General features: G+C 29.0%; 14 protein-coding genes. All 14 read right to left on the bottom strand.

Translation table 11 applies throughout. The features are described from left to right. Positions 1–2 precede the first annotated feature (2 nt). The 14 genes from B8978_RS07110 to B8978_RS07045 all read right to left on the bottom strand — a co-directional run bounded on the left by B8978_RS07110 (position 3) and on the right by B8978_RS07045 (position 26,049). Positions 3–464 carry a GNAT family N-acetyltransferase gene (locus B8978_RS07110; protein WP_084114945.1) on the bottom strand — a complete coding sequence of 154 codons (462 nt, stop codon included), beginning with the start codon at positions 462–464 and terminating at the stop codon, positions 3–5. Continuing rightward, positions 461–2,629, bottom strand: a complete 2,169-nt coding sequence (recQ, locus tag B8978_RS07105) for a DNA helicase RecQ (protein WP_423236707.1) — start codon at positions 2,627–2,629, stop codon at positions 461–463. Before recQ ends, B8978_RS07110 begins: the two co-directional genes overlap by 4 nt. 64 nt (positions 2,630–2,693) lie before the next feature. Beyond that, positions 2,694–3,191, bottom strand: coding sequence for a GNAT family N-acetyltransferase (locus B8978_RS07100; RefSeq protein ID WP_084114944.1), 498 nt, complete (start codon positions 3,189–3,191; stop codon positions 2,694–2,696). A gap of 282 nt (positions 3,192–3,473) precedes the next feature. Next, a complete protein-coding gene (locus B8978_RS07095; RefSeq protein ID WP_084114943.1) occupies positions 3,474–4,160 on the bottom strand; it encodes a 4'-phosphopantetheinyl transferase family protein in 687 nt (228 codons plus the stop codon). A gap of 8 nt (positions 4,161–4,168) precedes the next feature. Then, positions 4,169–5,878 carry an AMP-binding protein gene (locus B8978_RS07090; RefSeq protein WP_242950517.1) on the bottom strand — a complete coding sequence of 570 codons (1,710 nt, stop codon included), beginning with the start codon at positions 5,876–5,878 and terminating at the stop codon, positions 4,169–4,171. A 23-nt stretch (positions 5,879–5,901) separates the two neighbouring features. Continuing rightward, positions 5,902–15,096 carry a type I polyketide synthase gene (locus B8978_RS07085; protein ID WP_084114941.1) on the bottom strand — a complete coding sequence of 3,065 codons (9,195 nt, stop codon included), beginning with the start codon at positions 15,094–15,096 and terminating at the stop codon, positions 5,902–5,904. Next, the gene (locus B8978_RS07080; RefSeq protein ID WP_084114940.1) at positions 15,096–16,250 is read right to left on the bottom strand and encodes an MFS transporter; all 1,155 of its coding nucleotides are present in this window, start codon (positions 16,248–16,250) and stop codon (positions 15,096–15,098) included. The genes B8978_RS07085 and B8978_RS07080 overlap by 1 nt, the downstream gene beginning before the upstream one ends. A gap of 32 nt (positions 16,251–16,282) precedes the next feature. Beyond that, positions 16,283–21,958: an amino acid adenylation domain-containing protein gene (locus tag B8978_RS07075; protein WP_423236710.1), complete on the bottom strand. Its 5,676-nt coding sequence runs from the start codon at positions 21,956–21,958 to the stop codon at positions 16,283–16,285. 19 nt (positions 21,959–21,977) lie between these two features. Further along, positions 21,978–22,685: a thioesterase II family protein gene (locus B8978_RS07070; RefSeq protein ID WP_242950502.1), complete on the bottom strand. Its 708-nt coding sequence runs from the start codon at positions 22,683–22,685 to the stop codon at positions 21,978–21,980. 120 nt (positions 22,686–22,805) lie between these two features. Continuing rightward, entirely contained in the window at positions 22,806–23,195 is a 390-nt protein-coding gene (locus B8978_RS07065) for a hypothetical protein (protein ID WP_084114937.1), read from the bottom strand. A gap of 27 nt (positions 23,196–23,222) precedes the next feature. Next, positions 23,223–24,164: an FAD:protein FMN transferase gene (locus B8978_RS07060; protein ID WP_084114936.1), complete on the bottom strand. Its 942-nt coding sequence runs from the start codon at positions 24,162–24,164 to the stop codon at positions 23,223–23,225. 10 nt (positions 24,165–24,174) lie between these two features. Next, entirely contained in the window at positions 24,175–24,585 is a 411-nt protein-coding gene (locus tag B8978_RS07055) for an FMN-binding protein (protein ID WP_084114935.1), read from the bottom strand. Between the two features lie 10 nt (positions 24,586–24,595). Next, positions 24,596–25,195 (bottom strand): TetR/AcrR family transcriptional regulator, encoded by a 600-nt coding sequence (locus B8978_RS07050; protein ID WP_084114934.1) that lies wholly within the window; start codon positions 25,193–25,195, stop codon positions 24,596–24,598. Positions 25,196–25,257: 62 nt separating this feature from the next. After that, positions 25,258–26,049 (bottom strand): sugar phosphate isomerase/epimerase family protein, encoded by a 792-nt coding sequence (locus B8978_RS07045; protein WP_084114933.1) that lies wholly within the window; start codon positions 26,047–26,049, stop codon positions 25,258–25,260. Between the last annotated feature and the right edge of the window lie 56 nt (positions 26,050–26,105).

The raw sequence follows: 26,105 nt of genomic DNA, 5'->3' as shown, positions 1-26,105 counted from the left end.
AACTACAATGGATTATTTTTCAGCGATTTATACACCATTTCAATATGAGGAATGTCATCTTCCAAATAAACTTCAGACACTTCATGGAAACCTAAACTTCCGTAAAATTTTTTTAAATAGGCTTGTGCAGATATTTTAATTGTATTTTCATTTAATTTATCTTCTATAAATTCTATTGCTTTATTTAATCCCATCCTTGCAAAACTTTTGCCACGAAATTTCGAATTAACTAATACCCTTCCTATAGATATTTCATCATAAGATACTCCTTTTTCTAAAATTCTTAAATAAAATATAATACTTTTCCCCTCACTAAGAAACAAATGATATGAATTTTTATCTTTACCGTCTACATCTACATATGGACATTTTTGTTCTGATATAAATACTTCATTCCGTATTCTAAGTATCTCATATATCTCATCTGGAGTTAATTCCTCATATTTTTTTATTTGCCATTTCATAATTTATCCCTCAAAACATAATTTTTTAATATAACTGCTCTTATTGCATCATATGTTATTTTCTGAGATACCTTAGCCTTTATTGGAGCAAGTCTGTCTACCCCTAATTCAGCAGTAGCTTCCATAATCTCTTTCTCTTCTTTTTCAGTGAAAATACCCTCTAAATTAAATTCAACTTTTTCTGAATTTTCATCATTTATATATTTTTCAATATGCCCCAATACAGTTGATACCGTTATTTCCCTTTCTTTAGCAACTTCTATTATACTTTTGCCTTCTTTAATCATATTTACTGTTACATCTTGAGTTTTCACCTTACTACTTCTAAGATTATTGGTTGCTTTTTCTTGCAAGCTTACTTCTGATTTGTCTGTCCATTTAACTTCAATATTGTTTTTTGTTACATAATCATTAATAATTTCTAAAAATGTTTCACCATATTTTTCATATTTCACTTGTCCTACACCTGATATATCAAATATCTGTTCTTTATTAGAAGGAAATCTTACACTCATCTCCTTAAGCGTATTATCAGGGAATATGAAGTATGGTGGCACCCCTTCATTTGAAGCTATATCTTTACGTAAGGCTTTTAACACCCCAAACAATTCATTATCTTCAGTGATTTTTTGTACTTTTACTGATTCCTTGAAAATTACCCTTTCTTCTCCCTTTAATATATCCATAGATTTTTCACTAAATACAACTGTAGGATACTCACCTTCCTTTAAACTTATAAAGTCGTGAGATATCAAAGTGTTTATAAATTCCGCCAGATCTTTTTTTGAGTAATTCTTCATTATTCCATAAGTAGATAATTCATTAAATCTATACTGAAGTATTTTTTTTTGAGCTGAACCTCTTAATACATCTACAATTGTGTTTACTCCAAAATCCCTCTTCATTCTATATATACAAGATAAAACTTTTTGGGCCTCTACCGTCCTATCAACTGGTTCCCCTTCACTTAAACAGTTACTACAGTTTTCACAATCTTCATATTCAGTTTCTTCACCAAAATAATTCAATATGTATTTTCTAAGGCATCCATTATGGTGAACAAAGTCAATCATAGTTTGCAGTTTTTTATAGTCATTTATTCTTCTTTCAGGATTTTGGGTTCCAACTTCTATTAAATATTTCTGAGTTATTATATCCTGAGCAGAAAACAATAAAATACATTCACTTTTTTCACCGTCACGGCCAGCTCTTCCTATTTCTTGATAATAGCCTTCAATATTTTTAGGCATATTATAATGAATTACAAACCGCACGTTTGATTTATCTATTCCCATACCAAAAGCGTTAGTTGCAACCATGACATTAATCCTATCATATACAAAATCTTCTTGATTTTGCTTTCTTTCAGCATCCGGTAAACCTGCATGATACCTTGCTGCAGATATGTTATTTTCAATAAGATTTTCATAAATATGATCTGCTTCTTTTCTGGTGGATACATATATTATTCCAGATTGGTCTTTATTTTCGCTTATGTAATTTAATACGTATTTTAATCTGTTTGGTATCTTTAAAACATTAATTTTTAAGTTTTCCCTATCAAACCCCGATATAAAAACTTCTGGTTCATTTAGCTCTATTAACTTCACAATATCCTTTCGCACTTCTTCAGTTGCAGTTGCGGTAAAGGCGCTTACCACTGGACGTTTTGGAAGGCTTCCTATAAAACTACCTATGTATCTATAGCTTGTTCTAAAGTCATGTCCCCACTGTGATACACAATGTGCTTCATCTACAGCTATTTGGGATATATTTAGTTTTTTCATAAATTCACAAAACTCTGAAGCCTCTAATCTTTCCGGTGCTAAATAAAGTAATTTTATTTTGTCCTCATTTAATTTTTCAGTAATTTCTTGAATTTTATTAGAACTAAGAGAACTATTTATATACTCTGCGCTTATGCCTAAGTCTTTTATGTTATCCACTTGATCCTTCATAAGAGATATTAGTGGCGAAATAACAATAGTAATTCCATCAAATAATAGTGCTGGTATTTGATAACAAATTGATTTACCACCACCTGTAGGCATAACAGCTAAAGTATCTTTTTTACACAATATGCTGTCAATTACAGATTTTTGAGACTTTCTAAAATCTTTATAACCATAGTATTCATTTAGCACATTTAATGCTTCTTTTATCAACCCTTACACCTCGTTTAATTCATTATATATTTATTATTGACAAGTTTTAAAACTATATTTCATCCTAATTTAGATTTTTTTCAAAACAATAAAAATCACCTTTTCTAAAGGTTACAATTCCTACTTTCTCGTAACCTAATTTTTCATACATAGTATACGCCGTTTTGTTTTTAGTAAAAGCATCTAATCTTATGCTACCATAATTGTTTTCCATGCTATATTCTTCAGCATATTTTAGAAATTTTTTAGCGATTCCATTTCCTTGATATTGTGGGTCAATACATAAGCGATGGATAATAATTTGTTTCTTAGCGCTATATTTCCATTTTAATTTCTTGTACTCACCATCTTGAGTCTCATTTAAAACAATAATTCCCTTAATTATATTTTCATCAATATAAACATATAAATTCTTTTTTATAATATCATTTTTTATCACCATTTCATTTGGATACATATCGTCCCATTGGTATACTTTTTTTGCTTCCATATTTGCAATTGCAGCTTTAATTATATCCATTATTCTAGCTATATCTTTTATTTCTCCTCGTTTTATATCCATATATTACTCCTATACTCATAAATTTCTTACTTAGTAATAAAAAACTGCATACTTGCCATTTTATTACTATAGCATATAATTATACTATAATAATAAAAAAATATACATACCGAGGAAGGGTTATTCTTTTTTATCCGATGACTACCATCCGTAACACTCCCATCTTCTTCAAAGTGGGAGATAACGGCTGCTACGTCTCTTTGGATAACGATTTCTAAGTTCCAGGTAGAAAAAACTCCACCTGAAACCAAAAACTCTGTTTATAATTTTATTTTAAAGATTCTATAAAATCACATGTAGTTCCTTCAAAAAATTCTTAAATTTAAAGATTTTTATTTCATCTTGCAATATTTTTTCCTTATAACAAATCGATAATTTATAATCTGGATCTATGTTATATTGCTTAAAATAAAAAGTCTCATCTTTATACTTGCAATATGTATTAGTATTAAAAATTCCATCTATGCAGAATGAGTTCAATGGTATATTAAGCCCACTTCCGATTAACTTAACAAAACTCTCCTTTAGCGTCCAAATAGAATAAAAAGTTTCTGTCTTTTTTTCTGCATTTTCAAAATCATTATATTCATTTTTAGTAAACACATGTTTTATTATGCTCATATCTATAGGTTTTATATTTTCTATATCTACTCCTATAGCTTTATTGCTAGTTGCACAAACTACATATTTTCCAGAATGAGATATATTATATTGAAATTCACTGCTACCAAATAAATAAGGTTTCCCAAAATTATTGTATTTAAAGATTATATCTTTTATTTTATAATTTAACTTTCTATTTATAATATATCTTATAAGTAAATCAGATACTACTCCTCTTTTTCTATCATCTAAGAATCTATATCTTAATAATCTTAGTCTTTTATCTTCTGATACATAGTTTAATAAATCATTTAAAATCTCTTCATCTTTAAACTCATCTAAATCAACACAATATGTGGAAACCATTTTTTCTCCTATCCTTTTGCAATTTCAATGATATCCTTTATTAAATCTTTAAAATCACCATTTTCATACATTTCTTTTAATTTAAATCTTTGAATTTTTCCACTGGTGGTCTTAGGAATGGATTTAATAGGAATAACATGTCTAATATTTATTTTGTACTCATCTCTTATAAGTTTTTTAACGGATTCTATATGATGAACAAAATCCTCAATTCTCTTTTTAAATAATATAAAGATAACTAAACTTTTTTCTTTTGTATTTTTTTCAAAAACACCACATGCAACTAGTCGTCCGGACACTATATCTTCAAGCTGTTCACATTCCTTTTCTATATTATGTGCGTAATAGGTTGTACCATGTATGGATATAATATCTTGTGATCTTCCAGTTATAATTATTTTTTCATCTATAATAAACCCTAAATCCATTGTATTAAGCCATCCATCCTCGCTAATTATTTTTTTAGTGAGTTGCAGATTGTTATAATATGACTTAGTAACATTATCTCCTTTAATTTGAATATGTCCAACTGTTCCCTCATCGTATACTTCACCTTCATGTCCAACTATTCTTATGCTACAATGATTTACGCTATAACCTTCAGCTACAAGTTCTACTGCTTCTTTGTCTGATTTATTCTCAGCTATAACTATTTTGTCTCCAATGCCAAGTTTATCTTTTCTAACTGTAATAGTTGAAAACTGTTCATTAGGCTTGGGAAACGCAACTGCTAAACTAGCTTCTGCCATACCATATACAGGATACATGCTATTTTTATTTAAACCATATGTGCTAAGTTTACTTAAAAATTCATTAATTATATCAATTGAAATTGGCTCTGCTCCATTAAATATTTTTCTTATACAACTTAAATTCCACTCATTATACACTGAATCCTTTAAGCTATCTAGAAAATATCTAAGACCAAAGTTAGAGGATGCTGTAATTGTGACTTTATGTTCATTGATTTTTTTTATCCACAATACGGGATATCTTATAAATAATGAAGTTCTTATTATGCTCTGATTTATATTAAACATTAATGGAAACATATGAAATCCTATTATACCCATATCATGCGTCAGTGGCATCCAACTAAGTGTGGAGTCAAATTCTGTAGAGTTAGAATTATCAATTATATCTTGTATATTTGTAAGAAGGTTTTTATTTGTTAAAACCACACCTTTTAAATCCATTGTAGACCCTGAAGAAAATTGTATATAAGCTACGTCTTCTGGCTTACTTTCCTTTATTGTACCAATTCCATTTTCTATAAGCAATTCATCTAAATTAACAATTTTATTTTCTAATTTTTCAATTATATCTTTGTCTACAGAATTTTTCTCATTCTTACGTAAGGCTTCATAACATTTTTCATCGATTATCACTTTGGGATTACTTAAATTCTTAAATATTTTTATTATCTTAGTTAGATTTTCTTTATGAGCTACACTAACTGGAACTGGGATTATCTTTCCTAATATACATGCCCAAAAAACATACAAGAATTGTTCATTTTTTTCATCTTTTATTTGTAATATTAATTCATGACCTTCCTCTAATCCTATACTTTGAAGGTTGTATAAAACCTTCAAAGCTTTTTTATATAAAGTTCTATATGAAACAAATATTTCCTGCTCTTTTCCTTTTATAATATAAATTCCTTTTGTAGAATTGCTTTTAGCAATATTAATTAGATTTTCTGATAATGTACTCATCTTATCCAAAATTATCACTCCTCTTATAATCCTTTGTTTAATTTAAAATCATCACTAAGCTTAGCAAAAGAATTTTTTTTGTCATTAGGACTTAATCTTATGATATTGTCTATTTTCTGCAAACTGTAGTCCATATAATCATTATTTTCAAGAGACATTTTATAGTCCACATTATCAAAAGGATAAGTTGGTAATGCAGTTTTTATGATTTTATAATTTGAATATAAGTTTTTAGGGTTATAACTAATATTAAGAGTATACATTTTGCCTAAAGCTGAAAGAAAACTTTTTTCTAGTGAACTTGTTAAATTTTCATTTATTAATTTTGCTCCTATGCTTAAACCTTCCAGTTCAGCTTCTATTTCTTTTGATGTGCCCAAATATAATATTGTTTCCTTTTCCTTAACAATCTCATTTAAATTAGGAAACAACTCATTATCATAAACTAAGTCTAGAATATATAGTAAATCCTCTTCATCAGAGCAATCTATTGCTCCTTGAACTGTTATAAGCGGACTATTAATTTTTGCTCTCTTCTTTTCATTTATATCAATGTTCTCATCTAAAATTATATTTATTCCTTGGTTTATAGTTATTTTACCTGTTAAAGCTGCTCCACTTAATATACCAAAGCCTTTAGATATTATGGTTGTAAACTTAATTTGCAAACTTTCAAGCAGTGCTCCAAAAGAATATTCTAAGGAAAACATTTCAACTTTTTCATCTATTTCTTCACTTGATGTTTTTCCAACTTGTATGCTCTCGTAATAACTAGAGCATGTATTATAGGCTGTCTTAAAAACTTTAAATCTATTTTTTAAAACCTGAATATCATTTTTGTCAGCTTTAAAATTTCCATCAAGTAATAGATGACACCTTGTTTCCTTGTTAGGATTTATTTTTCCATTATACATCTCATCAGTCATAACACCTTCACTTATAGCATACAATTTATCTAATAAATCTCTTTTAGACTCCGCTACTACTGAAGTTTTATATATGAGTTGCTTTTGACTGCTATTCATAGTGTCACATATTGCTGAAATCTCAATTTCTGGATTTTGTTCTACATAATTTATTAAATTTTCAGAAATTTTCTTTATTGTATTTTGATTTTTCCCTGTTATTTGTAAAAGATGAGTTCCAATCTTATCATCATTTTTTTCTGCTTTAATAATAGGCGACTCTTCAATTACAATATGAGCGTTTGTTCCACCAAAGCCAAAAGCATTAACACCTGCCCTTAGCGGATTCTCATCTTTAGCTTTCCATTTTATATTTTCCTTTGCTACAAAAAACGGTGTGCTTTCAAAGTTTATATTTGGATTTACATTTTTAAAATTAACAGTCTTCGGAATAGTATTGTGTTTCATAGCTAGTACAACCTTAATTAAACTTACAAGACCAGATGCCGCCAGCATATGTCCTATAGAGGCTTTAACTGAACTAATAGCACAAAATTGATTTTTATCAGTAAAACTTCTAAAAGCTTTAGTCATTCCTTGAATTTCTATTGGATCTCCAAGTGGTGTACCCGTCCCATGTGCTTCAATATAAGAGACAGTTTCAGGATTTACACCAGAATTTTTATAAGCCATTTCTACTGCTATTGCTTGTCCATTTGGATTAGGTGCCGTTATTCCTTGTGAATGTCCATCATTGTTTATTGCTGAGCCTTTTATTACTGCATATATATTGTCCCCATCTTCCATTGCTTTTTTCATTGGTTTTATTACAATTGCACTTACACCTTCAGACAAAACCATTCCATTTGCATCTCCATCGAAAGGTCTGCATTCTCCATTAGGCGAAATTGCATTTAATTTACTCATTGATATAAAAGGAATGGAGCTTAAATTAAGATTTACTCCTCCTACAATGGCAATTTCACTTTGATTGGCTTTTAAATTTTCACAAGCTAAATGTAGAGCAACTAAAGATGATGAACAAGCTGTATTTACTACAAGACTTGGTCCCATAAGGTTTAGGCAATGACTAACTCTTGCTGCAATTTCATTTAATCCATTTCCTGCAACTGAATCAGCCATTAATTCTTTTGGTTTTAAAACATTTATTAAAGCTTTTAAAACACTTCTTTTCTCATCCATCTCCATGTTCTTAAACCAAGGACTATTTTCAAAGCTACTTTTTAACATTTTGTAATTACGATAGTTAGTAAAATGCTCCATATAACTGTTTTGTTCGGAGCCAACAAATACACCTATTTTTTGAGTTTTATATTTTCCGATGTAACCTGCTTCTTGCAAGGCTTCAAATGCAACCTCTAAAAAAACTCTTTGCTGTGGGTCCATTACTTCTGCTTCTTTAGGAGAAATGCCAAAGAATAAAGGATCAAAGCCGTAAGCCCTATCAATAAAGCCCCCACATTTTGAATAAGTTGTATGTAATGAGTCTTTTTCAGTACTATATTCGTCTCTAATTGACCATCTTTCTTCTGGTACATCTTTTATTACCACCTTTCCATCATTTAATATTTTCCAATATTCATCTAAATTGTTTGCCCCAGGTATTCTAAGCGATATTCCTATAATTGCTATATCACTTGTTTTCTCTTTATCTACTTCATTTAAATCTTTCTCTTCTTCCTCTACATAAGTCTCTTTTTTAGTTGTAAAATAATTTTTTTCTATATAATTTGCTAAAGCAACTGGAGTTTGATATTCAAAAATGAGAGTAGGATAAAGTTCCTTTTTAAAAGCAGCACTTAAGTTAGCCATTATTTTCATAGCTCCAACAGAATCAAGTCCTAGTTCCATAAAATTAGTTTCGGTTTCAAGATTATCTTTTGAAACCTTAAGCTCATCTGCTATGATCTTATAAATTGTATTTTTATTTTCTTCTATTTCCATATAAGATAACACTTTTTCTTTTACTTCCGTATTTTTAGCTTTCTCTTCACTAATATAGTCAATTACATGAACATTATTAATCTTGTGAAATGCCACTGCTTTAAAAAATGCATTTACAGCTTTTTCTGCTTTAAGAGGGCGTAAGCCTTGAACCTTAGCTGCCTGTTCAGCACCTTTTCCAAATGTTTTACCCATGCCTTTTTCTTCCCAAAGCGAATAGTTTATTGCCACTGTTTTACCCTTTGCATTAGCTTGATTTCTATAAATGCTATAACTGCTTAGAAAAGCATTGGCTGCTGCATAATCACCAATACCACTTGACCATTTTTTCTTTGAAGCAGATACAGATGAAAGCATAACAAAGAATTTTAACGGTTCATTTCTTGTGAGCATATCTGTTATTATAGTTCCTTGTACCTTTGGTGCTAGCACCTTATTAACAGTATTTAAATCTTTTTTAAATAAATTGAATTCAGAGTAGTCCACTACTCCAGCTCCATGTAGTACGCCATCTATGTGTCCAAATTTATTTTTTACTTCTTCTATGCATTTTTTCATAGTATCATAATCTGCTACATCTACTGAAAAGTACATAACCTTTGCCCCAAGCTTTTCTAGCTCCATTAATAAACTTATTTTTTCTTTTAATGATATATCAGAAGTTGTTTGATTCCAAAGTTCTCTTTCAGGTAAAACACTCCTACCCGTTAGCACAAGATTTATTTTAGCCTTCTTAGCTAAGGAAAGTGCTATGTCTCCACATAAAGGACCAACACCACCAGTAATTAGATAAGTTTCTCCATCTTTTATTTCTAAACTTTTCTCTATAACATCTAACTGTTCCAATTTTCTCTCAAAACCTTTATTATCTCTTATTGCGATAATATTTTCTTCGTTTGGCATTATGGTTAGCTCGTTAAATAAAGTGGAGCTTATATCACTATTTGTTTTATAAGCATTAACATCTATATCTATAATCTTACACCTAATTTCAGTGTTATCTTCACCTATTGCTTGAGTTAATGTAGTAGCTAAACTTGCATATGGGCTGCTGATATTTTCATCTTGCTTTACCTTTTGTGCTCTATTTGTAACAACGACAAAATCTATACTTTCCTCTGCTTTAGACTTTATGGCATCCGCCATAAACAATATACTGTAGAAATTTTCATTTATCAATTTATGATTTAAAATTTCAAGTTTTGGATTAAATTCACCATGATTTAACGTCCATAGATGTATAATTGTAGAGATTTTATTAGGAATTTCATTTAAAACATTTTTATAGTCCCTTCTATTATCAGGATCTATTACAAAATTGTTTTTTCCATCATAGATAAAGTTTTTTCCTGTTTTAACAAAATAAACAGGATTCGTTTTGTTATCAAAATTATATTCAAGTTGCTGTCCTATAGAAAGTTCATCAGCAAAAACTATTATTGCGCCTTCTCCAATTTCCTTCTCACCGATTTTAACATCTTCTTTCCATTTCCAGCTATAAAACCATTCTTTTGGTGCTATAGATTTCTTTATTAAAGTACCAAATTGTGGTCCATAAGTGCTTTTCTCAAAAGGATATAACGGCAATTTAACTTTATTATATTTAAAATTCATAAAGAATTTTGCCCAATCAAATTTAAAACCTAAGGAATTCAAATCCCCAATAGTACCTAAAAATACGTCCAAATTATCTTTTTTTCGATCTAAAAGAGGCATAATATTAACATCATTATTTATTAAAACAGCTTTAGCCATACCTGATAAGATTTTATCTGGACCACATTCAATAAAATTAGTTATGCCTTGGTCGTATATAAACTTCACACTCTGCTCAAATCTTACTGAACTTAATATATGCTTTAGCCAGTATTCTAACTTCATTGGCGTTTCAATGAAAGTTCCAGTTATATTCGATACAATCTTAATTTTAGGTTCCTTAAATTTTATATTTTCCATTTCTTTTTCAAATTCAGCTAACATTGATTTCATTAACGGAGTATGAAATGCCTCTGAAACCTTTAGTTTTTTACATACAATTCCTTGCCTTTCTAAGATATTAATGAATTTGTCTACACTTTGTGACTTTCCAGATATAACCTGATGACTTCCATTATAAGCTGCAATCCACAATTCATCTGGTTTAATTTTGTCAAAAAGTTCTGCTAGTTTATCTTTAGATAAAAATACAGCTGCCATAGCTCCTTGTATTTTTATTTCATTCATAAGTTTACCCCTAAGGGAAACGAGTCTTGCAGCCTCCTTAAGACTTATAACCTCTGCTATACATGCAGCTGCCCATTCACCTATGCTATGCCCAAGCACACAATCCGGTTTTATTCCATAATCCATAAGCATTTTCCCAAAGGAATAATCTATAGCAAACACTACTGGTTGTGTGATATTTGTGTTTTTTAACACATTATTCTCTGCATTTTCGCTATAAATTAAATCTGTTATTTTAGCTTTAATATAAGGATAAAAAACTTCTGAGCATTCATCTAAATGTGCTCTAAATTCTGGAATTACTTCGTATATATCCTTTGCCATGCCAACATATTGAGAGCCTTGTCCTGTAAACATAAAAGCTATCTTCTTGAAATTTATTACTTCATTGTTTTTTAATTTTAAACCTTCTAACTTCTTAATTAAATCATTAATATCGTCAGCTACTATGCTACATTTAGTCTTAAAATCCATAGATCTAAGATTTTCTGTATAACATACATCTCCTAGAAAATAATTACCATTCACTTTTAAAAATTCATATAAATTAGTAACCTTCTGTTTTAAAGCTACATTATTATTTGCACCAAGGCATAATATATTTTTGGGTAATGTGTTTGTTTTAATTTCTTTATAATTAACAATTTCTGGTGCTTCTTCTAAAATCATATGACAATTTGTTCCACCAAAACCAAAGGAATTGACGGCTGCTCTTCTTTTTTCTTCTTTACCAATAGTCCATTCTTTTGCTTTATTTACTAAATAAAAAGGTGTTTTGTCAAATTTAATTAATGGATTAGGTTTAGTTACATTTATACTTGGAGGTAATGTTCTGTTTTTTAAAGCTAGGACTACCTTAATAAAACTTGCTATACCCGCTGCATTCAAAAGATGTCCAACATTTGCCTTAACAGAACCAATTGCAATAGATTTATCTTCAGTGTTCCACTTGCTATACGCTTCTGAAAGCGCTCTAACTTCACTAGGATCCCCAATTTTAGTTCCTGTTCCATGTGCTTCTACATATTGAATTTCCTTTGGACTAATTCCCTTCTTTGCATATAAAGATTCGATAACACTTCTTTGTCCATCGGGGTTCGGAGCCATAACACCTATTGAACGTCCATCATTACTTATAGCACTTCCTTTAATTATTGCAAGAATATCATCTTTATCATCTATAGCCTTTGAAAGTGGTTTCAAAAGAACAGTTCCTGCTCCCTCTCCTGGGACAAATCCGTCTGCCTCCTCATCAAATATTTTAGACTTACCACTTAAGGATAAAGCTCCTGCATTACTAAATAACACATACGGCGTTGGAGTTAATAAAAGATTTACTCCTCCTGCTATTGCCATTTCACATTCCTTGTTTCTAAGTGATTCACAAGCTAAATGAATTGTGACAAGGGCTGAAGAACAGGCTGTATCTACAGTTAAACTAGGGCCTTTAAAATTAAACTCATGTGAAGCTCTAGCAGCTATCATATTTATAATATTATCTACCAATAAATTAGGATGATTTTCTGTATATCCAAATTTGCTATTCCATTCTTCTACAAATTGTTTTTTTTGATTTTGTGAGAGTTCTTCAAAACTGCTAAATTCTTTTATATCATTAATTTTTAAGGTATTTAAATGATATTCAAGATAATTATTTGTTCCTGCACCTATAAACATACCTATATTTTTTCCATCTACAGCTGCTTTTGAATATCCACCCTCTTCAAGTACTTTAAATACAAGTTCTAATATAATTCGCTGCTGTGGATCCATTACATTTGCTTCCTCTTCTGATATGTTAAAAAATTTTGGATCAAAGGCGTATGGATTATCTATAAAACCACCAACATCACAGTAGGTTTTCCCACTTTGTTTATCTTTATTATAATAGTTTTCAATATCAAAACGACTATTGGGTATTTTAGTAAAATTACTTTTTCCTTTCTTTAAATCATTCCAAAACTCTTCTAAATTTTTTGCTCCAGGAAAATATCCTGCCATTGATATTACAGCTATATCTTCTGACTCACTTCTATTAATATTTTTATCTGAGCTTCCATTTGAATTGTTTGGCATTATATAATTAGGACGTTTTAATAAATAGTCATTCATCTCATTAATAGTATGACATTCAATCAATATATCGTGACTAAGCTTAATATTTAACTCGTCTTCTATATAGCTTAGCATCTGTATAGCTCTAATTGAATTTCCACCTAAAGAAAGAAAAGACTTTTCACAGTTTATGTTTTCCTTAGGTAGTTCTAATACTTTTGCCCATATATCTCTAATAGTTTCCAAATATGAATCAGTGTTAATTCCTGTTTTAATTTTAGATCTATTTTTACAAACAGCTTTAGTTTCATCTAATAATAAATATTTACTAGCTGTATACGTACTATCTACAAATTGCTTAGCTTTAAATGCTTTCATAAGTTGAAATCTTTGAACTTTACCACTGTTGGTTTTTGGAATGTTATTAACTATAACTATATAATCAAGGTTAAAACCTATGCTCTCACTTACAAAACTTATTATCTGTGAATATACCTTAGCATCTACGCTTAGGTTAGAAAACAATACTACCTTTTCTTTATTTTCTACTTCATCATGATAACCACATACTGCAATTTTACCAGGTTCTATTCCATCTATACCTTCAATTCTATCTTCAATATCATGAGAATAAAAATTTTGTCCATTTATAAATATTATATCTTTTATACGTCCAGTAATACTAAGTCGTCCATCTCTTACAAACCCCATATCACCTGTTTTAAACCATCCATTTTCAAAAATTTCTTTATTTAACTCCTCATTATTTAGATATCCAGAAGTAACATTTCTACCCTTTATTTGAATTTCACCAATATTATTTTCTGTGATAACTTTTCCAGTTTCATCAACAATTCTAAGTTCCATACCGTCGAGTATTTGCCCAAGATCTGCTACTGCTATAGTTTTTTCCTTTTTGTTCATACTAATTTCGATTTTTGATTCCTTTGACATTTTATTTCTATCGCTATAATGAAATATAGGATTTGAATTTAATGGAGATATTGAAATAGCAAGTGCTGCTTCTGCCATTCCATAAGAAAGATTCATAGATGAACTTTTAAGTCCACAAGAGGATAGTTTATGAAAAAAAGTGTTTACTAAAACTTCTGAAATTGGTTCTGCCCCATTTATAATAACCCTCAATGAGTTCAATTTCCAATTAGCTAGCTGCTTTTCATTCAATCTTTGAAGCAATATTTTATAACCGAAATTAGGTGATGAAGTTACTGTTGCCTTATATTTTGTTACTAGATCTAGCCATATTCCTGGATTTTTAACAAAAGTGGTTGTACTTATATTTACAATTTTTGAAACTGTTGCAACTTCTAAAATATGAAATCCAATAAGTCCCATATCATGACTAAATGGCATCCAGTTCATTATTGTGTCTTCAGAATTTATTTTTAATCTATTAACCATTGATTCTATGTTCACAAGAATGTTTTCATGTGTCAAAATTACGCCCTTAGGAGTATTAGTGCTTCCAGAACTAAACTGAATAAATGCTGGTGAATTCACATCTGCAAGACTTAAAATTCCATTTACTTTAGATACTCTAGTGTCATTAGTTCCTAATAACTTTACGGTATCCATTTGTTCTGATTTAACTAAACTAACATATGCTTCTTTCTTATTTTCATCTACTATTATAATTGGTTTTTCTAATGACTCGCATATATTAAGAATTTTATCAACACTAGAGTTGCCTTTTGTTAAAGCCGACGGATGCGTTAGTGGAATCGGAATAGCACCACCTAAGACACAAGCCCAAAAATTAATTACAAAGTCTATATTTTCTTCTATTATGAGCATCACATAGCTGCCTTTTTTCACTCCATTCTCTTGCAATGAACCTAATGCCAAATATGCTTTTTCTAAAATTTGTTTATATGATAAATAACTTTCATTATAAAACTCGTCTACAAATGTAATTCCATTATCTTCTTCACTACTTGCAGCCTCAATTAATAGATTTCCTAAATTGCCCTTTTTATAATAAAGTTCTTTTATGGGTTTGCCTTTTAATATTGACAGTTTTGGTTTATCAGTACTAAATGAATTTTTCATTATTTGCCCCCCTGTACTAATTTTTTATTTTTACTTTTGTAAACTATATTTACAAATAAAGCTATAAGAAATGTTATGCTCAAACTAAATAAATATTTGGTTGAAAATTTGTCTATGATTATAGAAGATAGCACTGGTCCTGCTGCTGACCCAAAGCTATAAAAAAATGTGAACCTAGACGCTGCAACTGCAATATCCTCTTTCTTTAAGTTTTGAGTTCCAAGTGCCATTGATATTGGGTATATAGATCCTATTCCAATGCCTGCAATAAAAGAAAATATTAATTTATAATTAAAAACATTAAACTTAGTTATTCCTAATAATGCAATTATAGATATTAATACCCCTATTATTAATCCTTTCTCTCTTCCAATTTTATCTCCAATATACGTAATTGGTATGGTTCCAACTATTCCTCCAATTACAAACATACCAAGTGCTAATCCCATTTGTGCTACTGTAAAATTATGTTCTAACAAAAATACTGGATATAGCGCTGCAATGGTGTTTTCAATAAAACCATAAGAAAATGCTGCTTGCAGAGCTAATGATATGTTTTGAGTAATTCTTCTTTTTTTGTACGTAACTACTGTAAGTTTTATTTTTATTTTAAAGAGAACAATTAGTGAGGCTATGATTAAAAATACAGCTCCAGTAATAAAAGATAACAATGTATTCTTTTCATATATTAATGGTCCACTAATAGTTCCTACAGCGTAACCAATAGCAAAAGAAAGAGTATATATGCCACTTGTTACCCCCCTAATTTCTTCTTCTGAAAGTATATGAAGTGCTGTTTGCGTGCCGACTAAATGAAAGCTTATGCCAAATCCAATTAAACACATAATTGCAAACCAAACATATGGAGTTTTTGCAAATGGAAACAGTATTGTACAAGCAGAACTTATAAATAACCCTACAGATATAAATTTCTTTAAATCTATATTTTTCATTTTTTTATTTATAAATATCGTTCCTAATGCAATTGCAAAAAAATACACAGAAGCAATTACTCCAATAGCGAAGTTACTAACATGATTTTTTGACATATGTGTTGATGTAAGAGGTATTATTATTCCAATGGCACCTCCTATAAGAAATGCCATTAAATAAATTGCCCACTTTCCCTTGTTAAACGGTCTAACCATATTCATATTATTCTTCACTCAATTCATTAAATATTTATTTACTTATAACCTTGAAGCATTTTCATCTGTTTTGCGCCAAACCAATACATATCTTGTTTACCATTTATTTGTATTGTTTCACCTGTTATACAATCTGCTTCTTTAGATGCTAAAAACATAACTACTTCTGCAACTTTAGATGGATGTATTGCTTTGCCTTTTAAAGAGTGTGGCGCCATATCTGTTGCAACTAATGCTGGGCATACTGCATTAACTTGAATATTGTTTAATTTTAGTTCTTCTGATAAAGCTTTAGTAAGTCCTAATATTGCATGCTTTGAAGCAGCGTAGGCAGTCATAAGTGGATACCCAATTAAGGAGGAATCAGAACCGATATTAATTATTTTTCCACCTTGTTGTTTTATCATACATGGAGCTATTGCATAACACAAATTATAAGTTCCAAACAAATTTGTATTTATTATAGCTTTCCAATCTTTGGGCTTTGTGTCCACTAATAATGACATTTTAGTTATTCCAGCATTATTCACCAAAATATCTATTTTTCCAAACTTTTTAATAACAATTTCAATTTCTCTATTGATTTTTTCTAAGTCGGTTACATCCGCAGTTATTGGATATGCTATACTATTAAGTTTTTCTATTTCTTCTGAAACTTTAAGTATGTCTGAATGGGTTCTTCCTATAATAACAACCACACTATATTTCTTTGCCATAGCTATAGCAATTTCTTTTCCTATACCTCTACCGCCACCTGTTATTACTACAACTTTATCTTCCTTATCCCTGCTTATAACCTCTTTTCTTATATCCAATTGAACTTTAGAAATTAATTTAGTTAAAGTCTGTATATATTTGTTACCTAACGTTTCAATAGTTTCATCCTTAAACAAATTTGTTGAATATTCTAAGTTAAGCACTAAAATGCCATCAACTATTGAGAAGAAAAATTCTAACCCAGATGTTCTTTTCCCATTTGGCATTGAGAATCTTCTGTCTAAATTTTCTTTTGAGAATTCAAAGGACTTATAATTTATCAAATTTCTATTTCCAAGATAATTTGCTCTTACTGGTGTTATTTTAAAATCAGGATACATATAAAAAGGAAGTTTTTCTGAAATCACATCATAGCTGACTCCATTAAGAGGAACTTCTTCAAAGTTTTTTCTCAAATTATTAATTATTTTTTCATAGCTGTCTTCCTTTTCTACTCCAATACCTATTGGAAAATTTACGGCAAAATCTCCAGCAACATCTAAATATAAATCATTTCCTAAATCTCTCCCATGCATTCTATGACTTACAACAACTCTAGAAGAATTATAAGTTTTACTTAAAACTTCATAAAGTGGTGCTAGTAGTATGCAGTACACATTGGATTTAAAGTATTTTTTTGCTTTCCCTAATAATAATGAAGTTAATTCCTTATTTAAGGCAAAACTTTTTACTTCTGATGAATCTTCATTATTAGGTCCTTTGTTAAAATCATATTGAATATTAAATACCGAATCTTCATTTGGAAATTTATTTTTCCAATATTTTATAAATTTTACTTCTTTATCCTTCTTCTCTTTTTCAACATTACGTATGAAATCTACATATGACTTTTTCATATTAAACTGTGGAGTTTCGCCTAAAAGAACCTTTGAATAAATTTTCCACATGTCATCAAACAATATTTGATTTGTAACAACATCTGAAATCAAATGATGCCCAATAACTGATATGTCATAATCAGTTTCTGTAATTTTTACTACGATGGTTTTCCATAAAGGCCATTTATCCACCTTTAAAGCTTCTATATTATTAATTATTAATTTATCTATCTCTTTGCTACTTAGTTCTTCGGGAATATTAGTAGCGTCATAATATTCTGCTTTAACGTTCAAACTTTTTGGCAATATTTTTTGTACCCATTTATTGTTTTTCATCATCAATTCACATCTTAATATTTCATGCTTGTCTGCTAAAAATGTAAGTGACTTGTTAAAACTTTCAAAATCCAAAGCTTGTTTAAATTTAAATCTTGTAAATCCAGCCCATTGGTAAGGATATTCAAAATAAGTCATAAGCCATTTTTGAGCCGGAGCAAGTGGAAGTATAATATCCTCATTTTCAATATTTCTTGAATTAATACTTTGTTTAATAATTTCTGTGTTTCCTTTATTTAAAACAAGACTACTCAAAGCTTTTCTATCAGTTTTGCCATTAGGTGTTTTAGGTAACTCTTCCATCCATTTTATAGTATGAGGTATCATATATTCTGGTACTTTACTACCTACTAATTCTTTTATTTCTTTATCCTCAACATAACTTCCAGACAAACAAGCTACAATTCTTTTCTGCTCCAATCCATAATCTAGAGCAATTACAGCTGCTTCTCTAACCTTTGCATGTGAATGAAGTATTGCTTCGATTTCGCCTAATTCTACTCTAAACCCTCTTATTTTAACTTGATTATCTATACGTCCATGATATTCATAACTTCCATCTTTATTTTTACATGTTAAATCTCCTGTCTTGTATATATATTTTCCCTTAACATGTTTAAATGGATTCGGTTTAAAAACCATATTTGTTTTTTCATCATTATTTAAATAACCTTTGGCAATTTGTACTCCTCCAATCCATAGTTCCCCCACATCGCCATCTTTTACCTCATTCATGTTTTCATCTAAATTTAATATATAAACATTATCCAAAGGTTTTCCAATAGGTATATCAAGTTCGCCATCTGATCCTGGTCTCTTTTTTATAACATGATAAGTTACATCGATTGATGCTTCTGTAGGTCCATATAGATTAGTTAAAGTAGTGCTCATTCCATATTTATCTATCCATTTTTGGATAAAAGACATTGGTAATGCCTCGCCACTATAAATAAGACAGCGTAAATCTTTAAATTCATAATTTTCATCTTCAATACTATTTACGAATTCACCAAATAGAGAAGGAACAAAGTGCATAATATTGATTTTTGACTCTATCATCCACTGAGCTAATTTCCATGGATTTTTTATTACATTCTTTCTTACTGGGCATACAATTCCACCATACATTAATGGCCAAAACAATTCCCAAATTGATATATCAAAACAGCAAGATGTTTTTTGTGCAACCCTTTCTCCTGCTTTTAATTGGAACATTTTTTGATGCCATGACAGCCTGTTCATATAACCTTCATGCGTAAGCATTACTCCTTTTGGGTTACCTGTTGAACCAGAAGTGTAAATAATAAGCATCAAATCATCCGGTTTATTTATAATAGAAGGTTCTATATCTGAATATTCTTTCCAAATGAAATTCTCAACTTGAACAAAATTTACATCTTCTTTTATGCTTTCACCCTCATCTAAAAATATAATTCCTTGTACTATTTCATTTTTCCTTAATATTTTTTTAAGCTCATCTTTTAATTCTTGTTCAGATATTAAAATTTCTATATTAGCATTGTTTAGTATGTATTCAATTCTATCTACCGGGTAATTTGGATCTATTGGCACATAAGCAGCCCCTGCCTTTAATATACCAAGCATTCCGATTAACATAAGTGGTCCCGGTAGCGTCATTATTCCAATAAGAGAACCTGTCTTAACTTCTTGATCTCTTAAATAATTTGCTAACTTATTAGATGAACTGTCTAATTCAGCGTATGTCAAATTAGTATCCATATAACTAATAGCTACAGCCTTTGGCGTTCTAATGCATTGGTCAATTATCTTTACAAAAGGAATTTTAATATCAACATTTTGAATTACATCTTTTTCTTTAAGATTTTCAGCACTAGCATTGCCATTTTCAACTATGACTGCCATTTCGCCTACAGTTCTACAATCAAACAAATCATCTCTATTTACGCCTTTATAAGTTTTTATTATTTTCGTTATGATTCTAATACGTTCCAAAGAATCAATTCCAAATTCTGCTTCTAAATCACCTTCAAATTCATTATCATTTATATTAATAAAGCAAGTTTCATTTATAATATTAGAAATTTCACAAGCTACATCTACATTATAATTAAGTGGTTTTCTTATGTTTTCTTCTAGTTTAAAATCATATAGAGATAAATTTTCAATTTCCTCTATAAAATATGCAATAAGGTTTTCAATATAAGATTTTTTAAAGAATAAGCTATCATAATTTGAAGATATAAAAAGCTTTTTTTGGAATATTTCTATAACATTATCTATTGATGCTGAGTTAGTTGAAGTATAAGTTCCATAGTCAACTATATCTAAATCACCATACTTAAAGTCTATGTCATTATTTCCTATAAAAGATAAATATAAATTTGATTTTAAACTTGATCTAATGAATGAAGAAGTCAATTCTGTCATTTTTCCATCAAATAAAAGTTCTTTCTCCCTCAATTCTTTAGCTGCATCATATACTTGTTCCCTATCAAATCCACTTGTTATTGCCTTTTTCAGTTCAATATCAACATTTCTTATAATAGAGTCAAAATTATCATATTTATTAATATTTGAAAAATTAAGGGATAAATTTTGTGCAAAACACCCTATATATTCTGATGCATCTATGTTAGGATAAACCTTTCCGCTTGTGGGTAAATTTAATATAACTGACTTATCTTCTTCCTGCAATGAAACTATTGTCTTAATATATGCACTTACTAAAAGTGTAAAAAGGGACACTCTAAGTTTTTTAGCACACTCAACTAACCTATCCAGTGTATCACTTTCAATCCAACATTTTATACTACTTACCTCAGCAAATTTACCTGTATTGTTTTTATTCATAGGATTAAAAAGATACTTATTTTTGTTTTGAATTTTTAGATGTTCCTCAAATTTTACTTTTTCTTCGACATCACGCCATGAATTAATTTTGTTTACTGTCTCATTATATAAAGAAAGGTTTATATTATTAGATTTGTACTCTTTTCCTAACAGCTTATTACTGTATATGTTAAGAAGTTTTTTTATGATTTTTTGATTTCCTAATCCATCAGATATAAGATGACTATTGGAAAATATTATTTCATACTGAAAATTTTCTGTTCTAATGACTGTAATGTTATGCAGTGGCCATTTAAAAATATCAAATTTTTTATTTATTATATTGTTAATATTTTCTTTTATTCTTTTTTCTTTTTCTTCACTACTTAAGCCTCTAATATCAATAAGTTTTATTTTATTTAAAGCTGTATCTTTTGTTATTAATTGCTCATAATCCTTAAAAGAAGTGGCCCCTTTTTGAGCTTTAAAATAAGCCTTCAATGTTATATTTTCATTTATAAGTTTCCTGTAACTTTCCATTAAATAATCTAAATTTAATTCTCCTCTTATTTTAATTCCAGAACAAATTGTTATTGTGCCAACTGCCCAGTAGGATGCCAAAAACGGATATTGTGAGTTTAATATTTCTAATTTATTATTCACTATTTCTCCGTTTTTTTGATTTTCATCTAAAACCCAATTTTCAAATACCTCTAAAACATCTCCTATTGTATCTAAAGTCATTAAGGCTGAAATTGAATGTTTCTCTGTAAAAGCCTCTATTTGAGTTTCTGGAATAAGTTTCATCAACTGATTCATTAAATTTATCATTTTTATTGAATCAAATCCTAAATCACTTTCTAAATACATATCATCTTCAAGTTCTTTTATAGAATATCCTGTTATTTCTGAGATTATAGTAAGTACAGATTCTTTAATATTTTCTATTTTATCCTTTTTCAAACTTATCACCATCCAAAATTATTTAATTTCAAGTTTTATCTATTATTGAGTTTATAAAATCACTTAAATTATTCCAATTATGATTAATATAGAAATGTCCTCCTTGAAAAAAACGTATGTTACATTTTTTTGATGTAAACTTCCTCCAATCTGCTATATGCTTTATTTTTATATCATCCATATTTCCGTTTAATATTGAAATGTCAAAATTTAATTTAGAAGACTTTTCTTTATATTTGTATTGTTCACAAATTTTAAAATCTGCTCGCAAGATTGGTAAAAATGTTCGAAAAATTTTTTCGTTTTCAAAAATTTCTTTAGGTGTGCCTGAAAATTGAAAAATTTTATTTTTCAATTCCTCTTCAGGCAATTTGTGAATTTGATTGTTTGCATAAATAATATTAGGTGACTTTCTTCCAGAAAAAAAGATATGTATTGGGTTTTGTTTTTTTAATTTAATTATATGATGAGCTAATTCAAAAGCTATTAAACTTCCCATGCTGTGACCCAAAATAGCATATTCATAATCTAGATCACTTTCAATTATCTTATATACATCGTAAACAGCTTCTTCTATGCTATCATAAAAATTCTCATTAAATCTTCTCCCCCTGCCTGCTAGTTCTATAGGACAAACTTCTATGTGAGAGTTTATGTATTTTTTTAACTTTAAATATGAAGTAGCTGAACCACCAGCATGTGGGATACAGAACAGTTTAACTTTTCTCATTTTCATAAGCTACCTTCAACTTTATTTTTTATTTGTTTGTAGTATACAATAAATTAAATGCAAAAGCAACTATTTTTATGTAAAATTGTTGCTCAAATTGTAAAAAAAATATATTTATGTTAACTTTTAATACACAAAATTTGTCAATACATGTAGAAACAACATCATAATAAAAAAAATGGTTAACATAATATGCATAAGTCTCCAGTAAATTTTCTTTATAAATAAAACCTCTCTGTAGTATTTAACAATTATACCTGTGATTATTATTAATAACATAATTACAAAAGATATATACCCAAAAGAAAATTCAGGATCTAACACATTATTTCCAATATGCACAATAGCTATAATTGCTGCAACTATTCCTGCAAAGCAGTGTACTCTTAAAACCTTTTTCATATCTATCTTAATGCTTTTATTTATTTTTTTAATATATTTAACAAGTATGTAGCTAAGATTCAATAATATAAAAATTATACTTATAAAGCCTAATATTTTTTCTTTAAGATACACTTTTAAATCCTCCATCTACAGTTTTTTCTAAACACATTCAAATAAAACAAATTTATCTTTAAGCCCTTCTGTTATTTTAATTTCATCATTTTCTGTAATAAATATTGCCTCTAACCCATCAATATTATCAACTAATTTCCTTCCATTTTCATAACCTAAAACAAAAATTGCTGTAGATAGTGCATCTGCTTCAATAGACTTATTTGAAATAGCCGTTACACTTTTAAGTCCTGAGGAGCAAGGATACCCAGTTCTAAAATCCATAATATGATGATATTTAATATTATTTTTTTCAAAATATCTTACATAACCACCGGAAGTTACTACTGAAGCATCTTCTAGCAGTAATGCACCTATACATTCACCTCTAACCTTATCAGGATTTTGAATTCCTATTGTCCATAAATCTCCATGATTTTTTTTACCTAAAACCATTACGTTTCCACCAATGTTAATAAATGCAGACTTAATTCCATTTTTTTTATAAATTTCTATGGCCTTATCTGCTGCATAGCCCTTAGCTATTGCGCCAAGATCAACCATTTGTCCTTTTCTTCTTAGCATGGCCAAATTTGATTTTACATCAATTATTATATCTTCATATCTTATTAACTTTTGAGCTTCATCTATCTCTTTTTTATTAGGTACTTTAGCATGATTAGTAAAAACTCCCCATAATTTAACTAGTGGGCCTGTAGTAATATCAAAAGCACCAGAAGAGAGCTTTGATAATTGTTTTGCTTTATTAATAACATAGATTGTCTCTTCTTCTAATTTTATTTTGCTCTTTCCAGCATTTTTGTTTAGTTTATTTATATCACTGTCTTCTAGAAAGAAACTCATAATATTCTCTATTCTTTTTATTTCATTTTCAACCTGTATGCATGCAAATTCTGAATTTTTCCCATAAACTTTTTGATTTATTACAGTACCCATAGCAAAAAATTCAGTTTCATATTTTGTTTCCATATAAAAGCTCCTAACTTTTTATAGAACCCTTTTCTAGGGCCTTCTGAATTGACATTAAAATAACTTTACTGCTGTTAGTCGCTCCGGATACGGTGTCTACCTTTAGTGATTGAGCTTTAACAACTCTCATTGGAATTACTTCTGCAGGTTTTCCTCTTTCATTTTTATGATGCAGTAGTTTTATGTCAACAATTTTATGATTTTTTACTGTAACGCTTGTATCTGCTTCAATCATCAAAGCATCAAAGGAGCCTTTGTATGTCCCATCAGAGACCTTAGCTAAGTTAACTTCCTTAATAGAAATTCCATTTATAATTTTATTGTAATTTTGAAGTTTTATATAATATCTAGCACCTAAAGATACTCCTACCACTATAGCTAAAGCTGTGACTGCATAAATTATCCTCTTTGTATTTACCATTGGAATCCCCCTATTTGATAAGTTGATTTATCATATTTTCTATTAGCAGATTTTTATCCTTCCATGGAAATTCAGAATGCATAATTAACAAAGATATTATTCCATGAATGCCTGACCAAAGACATTGAGCTGTAATTTCATAATCAACATTTTTAAAATATCCTTCCAATTTACATCCCTTCACAGTATCTAAAAGCAACTTATATACCTTAAATCCTGGTGAATCCATATCGTTATAAATTAGTTCATCCTCATATCTAATAGCATTACTCATATAAGCAAGTTCATAATAATTAGAATTTTCCATACCAAATTTAATATAAGCCTGACCCATAAGTTTTAATTTTTTAATATTCGAATGCTTTTCAGTGCTTATTTGACTCATTACTTCAAGAAGTTTACCATTGTTTTCTTGATAAATATAAAATAATATATCTGCCTTGTTTTTAAAGTATTGATATATTGTTGGAAGTGAATAATCTATCTTAGCTGATATTTTTCTCATACTAATATTTTTATACCCATCCTCTGCAAAAAGTTCTTCTGCAGCTTTAATTATCTTTTCTCTTAATTCTGCCCTTTCCCTTTCACGTCTTTCCTTTGTGCTCATTAATTTCCTCCTAATAATATAGTTATAAAATCTAACACTGTTATATTAAGATTATAGGTATTTTATACCACAAAGTCAATATACCTTTTTAGATTTCCTACTGATTGTTTTAATCCATTAATTGTTTTTGTTTCAAAGACGCATGTACAATTATGCTCCCTTGCCAAATTTATTTTTTGTTTAATGTCTATTTCCCCAGTTCCTATGGCAAGATGATTTTTGTTTCCTATTGCATCATGAATATGCATGTGATGTAATTTATCTATATGCTTTTTAATAAAAGGCTCGTCTATTCCATTAATGCTATGATTATGTCCAATATCAAAAGTCAGCCCAAATACATTACTTTCTAATAAAATCTCTATTCCTTCCTTTGTAAAATCTTTATATCCATCACAATTTTCAATACATATTTTAATATTGCTATTGCTTATGGCTTTTTCACATAAAACTCTAAACTCTTTAAGCTTAGATAAATAAATTTCACTATATTGATTAAACAAATATACTTTTTCTTTTGGTAAAGTAAAATGAACACCATTACTCATATGCATATTTAAAATAGGCACATGAAGCCGTTTTGCTATTTCAATAGTTGATAAAACTGTCTTTGTATAGGCATCAGAAACATTTCTGTTAAAATCACAAACATTTAAATTTTCTTCAAGATGAATTGTAAAAAATACATTCTCTTTTTTAGCAACTGATTTAAATTTTGAAATATCAATTTTATCAATTTGATATTGAGGAAGATTCATATTTAACTCAATAAAATCTAATTTAAGTTCTTTACATAATGCAGTACAATTTTCAATATTATCAATTTCAATTAAAGTTGGCATACCATATTTCATAAACTTCTCCTTTTATACATTCGTTACCATCCATAAGGCTCTCCTTAGATCTAAAA

It is taken from the genome of Clostridium acidisoli DSM 12555, assembly GCF_900176305.1.
Lineage (GTDB): Bacteria > Bacillota > Clostridia > Clostridiales > Clostridiaceae > Clostridium_I > Clostridium_I acidisoli.
The sequence above is the reverse complement of the archived record's forward strand: the minus strand, read 5'-3'. Positions and strand labels throughout refer to the sequence as shown.

Coding starts and splice junctions, on each gene's coding strand:
- B8978_RS07110 (WP_084114945.1), bottom strand. CDS start 464: ATGAAATGGCAAATAAAAAAATATGAGGAATTAACTCCAGATGAGATA.
- B8978_RS07100 (WP_084114944.1), bottom strand. CDS start 3,191: ATGGATATAAAACGAGGAGAAATAAAAGATATAGCTAGAATAATGGAT.
- B8978_RS07095 (WP_084114943.1), bottom strand. CDS start 4,160: ATGGTTTCCACATATTGTGTTGATTTAGATGAGTTTAAAGATGAAGAG.
- B8978_RS07090 (WP_242950517.1), bottom strand. CDS start 5,878: ATGAGTACATTATCAGAAAATCTAATTAATATTGCTAAAAGCAATTCT.
- B8978_RS07085 (WP_084114941.1), bottom strand. CDS start 15,096: ATGAAAAATTCATTTAGTACTGATAAACCAAAACTGTCAATATTAAAA.
- B8978_RS07080 (WP_084114940.1), bottom strand. CDS start 16,250: ATGAATATGGTTAGACCGTTTAACAAGGGAAAGTGGGCAATTTATTTA.
- B8978_RS07070 (WP_242950502.1), bottom strand. CDS start 22,685: ATGAAAATGAGAAAAGTTAAACTGTTCTGTATCCCACATGCTGGTGGT.
- B8978_RS07060 (WP_084114936.1), bottom strand. CDS start 24,164: ATGGAAACAAAATATGAAACTGAATTTTTTGCTATGGGTACTGTAATA.
- B8978_RS07055 (WP_084114935.1), bottom strand. CDS start 24,585: ATGGTAAATACAAAGAGGATAATTTATGCAGTCACAGCTTTAGCTATA.
- B8978_RS07050 (WP_084114934.1), bottom strand. CDS start 25,195: ATGAGCACAAAGGAAAGACGTGAAAGGGAAAGGGCAGAATTAAGAGAA.
- B8978_RS07045 (WP_084114933.1), bottom strand. CDS start 26,049: ATGAAATATGGTATGCCAACTTTAATTGAAATTGATAATATTGAAAAT.